Consider the following 4,403-nt stretch of genomic DNA (forward strand, 5'->3'; position numbering starts at 1 on the left):
TTGACTACAATTAATTACCCCTAATTCTGCTAAATTTTTTCCCTCAATATATTCTTGCACTAAATAAAATTGATCATCTTCCACAAAATAAGCGTATAAACTGGGAATTTGTGAACTATTTTGCCCTAATTCTTCTAATACCTTCGCTTCTTTTTCAAATAATCCTTGAATTAATGTCATGGAAATATTATTTTCGTTGACGGGTTTAAGGCGTTTAACCACTACCTGCTTACCTGAAGGCATTTGAGTATCTTTGGCTAAAAAGGTTTCACCAAAACCTCCGCTTCCAATACTTTTGATAACCTCATATCTTCCGACGATTATATTAGTCATAAACTATTTTTTCATAAAACAAATATTATATTTATATATCAGTCTTGTTTACTTAAATTATGCACTCTTAATCAAATTGTATAACTAAAATACTTTCTGAGCTTACGAATTTTTATGAAAAGAAGTGACAAGATTATTTCGCATTTCGTAAGTCGAGAGAGTTCTCATTATGATTTAATTCTCAAAAATTATCATCTAAAAACTGATTATGCTGTGGAGTAATTCATACAATGGAAGTAATGGTAAACATACCAGATTAGACACCATCAGCATAAATTATACATCTTTATAAAATAATCTTGTATTTAGTTTTGATCGAGCTAAAATAAAACTAAAACTTAAATTAGTGATCATCTGTTTTTGTGAGATAATTCTTTTGATTACTTCAACACTTTGGAGAAAAACCTTGATTAGAGCAGTTAAACAAAAAGGAATTGTGGGAAAACAAGGAAAAATAGAGCTTGATTTTACTGGACTTGATGAAGGTACAGAAGTTGAAGTTATAATACTTGCTACTTCTTCTGAAATAGAGACAACAGAATATTTATTTTCCACAGAAGCTAACAAAAAAGAATTATTAGAGGCAATAGAAAGAGTAGAAAAGCAAGATAATCTCATTACGATTACTCCTGATGAATGGCATGAGAAATATAGTATTTGATCCTAAAGCCTTTAAACAGTTTAATGAATGGGCAATTGAAAATAAAAAGTTATATCAAAAAATTGTAGAATTAATTAATGATATAATCCGTCATCCTTTTTTGGGAATTGGCAAACCTGAACCATTAAAACATAGTTTAAAAGGTTATTGGTCAAGAAGGATTAATGACGAGCATCGTTTAGTTTATAAAGTCACGGAAACAGAAATTATTATCATCAATTGTAAATTTCATTATTAGAAATTAGTCATTTTTGACACTCCAACGGCTGAAGCACGTTGGATTCTTGGTTCATCGAGGTTGCTTACCCTGACAGGTATTGCTACCAATCAAAATAGAGGCATCCTCTCCCCAAGCGTTTATTGCCTTGAAGACAAAAGTTCCCGTATGCCCTACGGTACTTAGAGCCTTTTTCAAAATATTGATAGCGGCGTTTATATCCCTGTCACATATAAACCCACAATGAGGACATACATGAGTTCTTACGGACAAAGATTTTTGTACTTTTTGACCACAATTAGAGCAATCTTGACTAGTGTTATAGGGTGGTACTGCTACTGTTATTTTCCCGTATTTATAACCAAAATATTCTAACCAGCGTCTAAAAGTACTCCAAGCCACATCATTAATACTTTTTGCTAAATGTCGATTTCTTACCATGTTCTTTACAGCTAAATCTTCATAGGCTATCAAATCGCTAGATTGAATTAAACGGAGTGCCTTCTCTTTGGCAAACTCTTCTCGTTGCCTACTTACTTTTAGATGTTTCCGAGCATATCGATTCTTAGCTTTTAAGTAGTTTCTTGAAACAGGTTTACCTTTTCTAAACTTTTTAGACTTACGGCGATTGAGCTTGTTTAATTGTTTTTCAGCTTTACGATAATGTTGTGGAATCTCAACTGTATTCCCGTCACTATCAGCATAAAAATACTTTAACCCGACATCCAAACCGACGCAATGTTTAGTAGGTTCATATTCTCTGGGTTTTATAGCTCTAACATCTTCTTTGATGTTGAATTGAACAGAATACCCGTCAGCACGTTTAACAATCCTCACTCTTTTAATCTGATCAATCTGAAAATAGTTCAAATCTCTACTACCTTTGAGTTTCAATGTTCCTATTCCCTTTTTGTCAGTGAAAGTGATAGATTTTCTGTCTTCAGACAACTTCCAACCGCTAGTTTTATACTCTACGCTTCTTTGATTTTTCTTAAATTTGGGATAACCTTTCTTTTTGACAGAAGGCTTTTTGCAATTATCATAGAAACGAGAAATAGCAGACCAAGTTGGTTCGATAGAAGCCTGACAAGCACTTGAGTTTAAATCAGTTACAAAAGGAAACTCTTTACGCAACAAAGTAGAGTAGTTGTACAAACCTTTTTGTCCTACACCTTTATTGTCCATCCAAAAACGAAGGGATTTATTGCGAATGAATTTAACAGTTTTAATCGCTTCATCTATTGCCGAGTATTGAGTTGTTTTGCCTACAGTTTTAAACTCTAAGATAAACATTTTACGTTATTTATGCTGACGTAATTATTTTAACATGATAAAATCAAAAATGACAACTATTCTTTACAGCAAATATTCACGACACCCTGAAGGGTGTCGCAATACATCCCACGACTAAAGCCAGCACCATCCTTTATGCGAAGTTTATGTAACAAAAGAAATTGAGAGGCAGAATTAATTATTTTAAAAGTTTGATCAAGCTAAAATAAAACTGAGTGAATGTCTGCTAATTCCAAATTAATTAGTTAATTTGATTTTCGATCAATAAACCACTGAGAATCTTCATCACTCCAGACTAAATCAATATATGGCTTATTATCTTTCACAATTTTTCCATTTTTCATTTTATATTTTAAATCTACTTTTACACGAGCATAATCTTTATTTTGTGAAATAATATCTACATTCTCTAACATAATTTCCGAAACACTATTCCACCAATTCTGATAATCTTGATAAGAAAAACTATTAGCAAAATTATAAGTTAAATTATCCCAAGTTTTTTGATATTGTCTGTTATTTAAACTTTGGTAATGAGTAACAATAAAATCTCTAGGTTCTGAATAATCATTGTTATTATCGTTTATAGTAAGAGGTTTTTCTTCCGTTTGCAATTTTTGGGTTGCTTTTTGTATTTCTCGTCCGATTCGTTGAAAACTCCACAAATATTTATTCCCTTTTGAATCTCTACCATTGCCTGACATTTGATTTTCATTAATTGAGAATGTTCCTGTATTAATTCCTAAGTACCAAATTCCAGAGCTAGGTTTTGATAAAACTTGAACTTCTCTTATTATAATGTCATTTGTATTTGGGTTAATGTCTCCTTCGACAGCTAAATGATATATTTTTCCTTCTTTTCCTTTTGTTATTAAAGTACCACTAAAAAAATTTCCTGATTGATTTTCAATGATTAACTGAGAATTAGGTACATTAATAAATGTTCCCTCCCAAGTACCAATTAAATCGGTATCTGAATTTATTGTTTTTTCCCCTTGTAATTTTGTCTCATTTTCCTGTTTTTCTTGCTCAATTTCGGCTAACTTTTTCTCAGTTTTTCCTTCAATTTCGGCTAACTTTTCTTGGGTTTGATTCATATTTTGAATGATAAAAAATCCTCCCAATACTCCTAAAGCAACTAACAATCCTATTACGATCAAAATAATTAGATTATTATTATTTTGAGAAGAATTAACAGAATTAGAAATAATAGGAGAAGGCTCAATAATTTCTTTATCTTTAGCAAAATTAATGGGGGATTTTTGGGGAATCACTGCCACAGTCTTAATCTGACTCATGTGTAAGGCTTCATACATAGCTTGAGCGGTAGGATAACGGTTACTTATATCCATTTTTGTCGCTTTTTCTAAAACTATTCTTAAATTAGGCGACAAATTGGGGATTAAACTTTGCCAATCTAATTCTCCCGTAATTTGATTACTTGGTATTTCGATAGGATATTTACCTGTTAAACTATAAATCAACGTCAAAGCTAAGGCATATAAATCACTACTAAAAACCGTACGCCCTAAACTTTGCTCAGGGGGAATAAAGCCTCTCGTACCAACTATTACAGAGCTTACCGTTGAACCACTACTTAAACTTACCGCCCCCATACTTTCTTTTACCGCTCCAAAATCGATTAAAACTGGTAATCTGTCGGAGTCTCGGATAATAACATTTTCTGGTTTAATATCTCGGTGAATGATGTTATTACCGTGAACATATTTGAGAGTATTTAGTAATGATGATAATATCGACTCACATTGACTACAATTAATTACCCCTAATTCTGCTAAATTTTTTCCCTCAATATATTCTTGCACTAAATAAAATTGATCATCTTCCACAAAATAAGCGTATAAACTGGGAATTTGTGAACTATTTTGCCCTAATTCT

5 protein-coding genes are annotated in these 4,403 nt (G+C 31.9%); 2 read left to right on the top strand and 3 right to left on the bottom strand.

Going from position 1 to position 4,403, the window contains the following annotated elements; translation table 11 throughout:
- Positions 1-333, bottom strand: a 333-nt coding sequence (locus ACEW8E_RS01850; protein WP_373478638.1) for a protein kinase, incomplete at its 3' end; no start/stop codon positions are given.
- A gap of 406 nt (positions 334-739) precedes the next feature.
- On the opposite strand from ACEW8E_RS01850, the gene ACEW8E_RS01855 reads away from it, so the two are divergent.
- Both ACEW8E_RS01855 and ACEW8E_RS01860 read left to right on the top strand, forming a co-directional pair.
- The gene (locus ACEW8E_RS01855) at positions 740-994 is read left to right on the top strand and encodes a hypothetical protein (RefSeq protein ID WP_373478639.1); all 255 of its coding nucleotides are present in this window, start codon (positions 740-742) and stop codon (positions 992-994) included.
- Entirely contained in the window at positions 975-1,232 is a 258-nt protein-coding gene (locus ACEW8E_RS01860) for a Txe/YoeB family addiction module toxin (RefSeq protein ID WP_373478640.1), read from the top strand. Before ACEW8E_RS01855 ends, ACEW8E_RS01860 begins: the two co-directional genes overlap by 20 nt.
- Before the next feature lie 51 nt (positions 1,233-1,283).
- On the opposite strand, the gene ACEW8E_RS01865 is transcribed toward ACEW8E_RS01860, so the two are convergent.
- Positions 1,284-2,504 carry an RNA-guided endonuclease InsQ/TnpB family protein gene (locus tag ACEW8E_RS01865; RefSeq protein ID WP_373478641.1) on the bottom strand — a complete coding sequence of 407 codons (1,221 nt, stop codon included), beginning with the start codon at positions 2,502-2,504 and terminating at the stop codon, positions 1,284-1,286.
- 245 nt (positions 2,505-2,749) lie between these two features.
- Positions 2,750-4,403: protein kinase (locus ACEW8E_RS01870; RefSeq protein ID WP_373478642.1), on the bottom strand; the 1,654-nt coding region annotated here is incomplete at its 5' end.

It is taken from the genome of Geminocystis sp. (assembly GCF_041753295.1).
GTDB lineage: Bacteria > Cyanobacteriota > Cyanobacteriia > Cyanobacteriales > Cyanobacteriaceae > Geminocystis.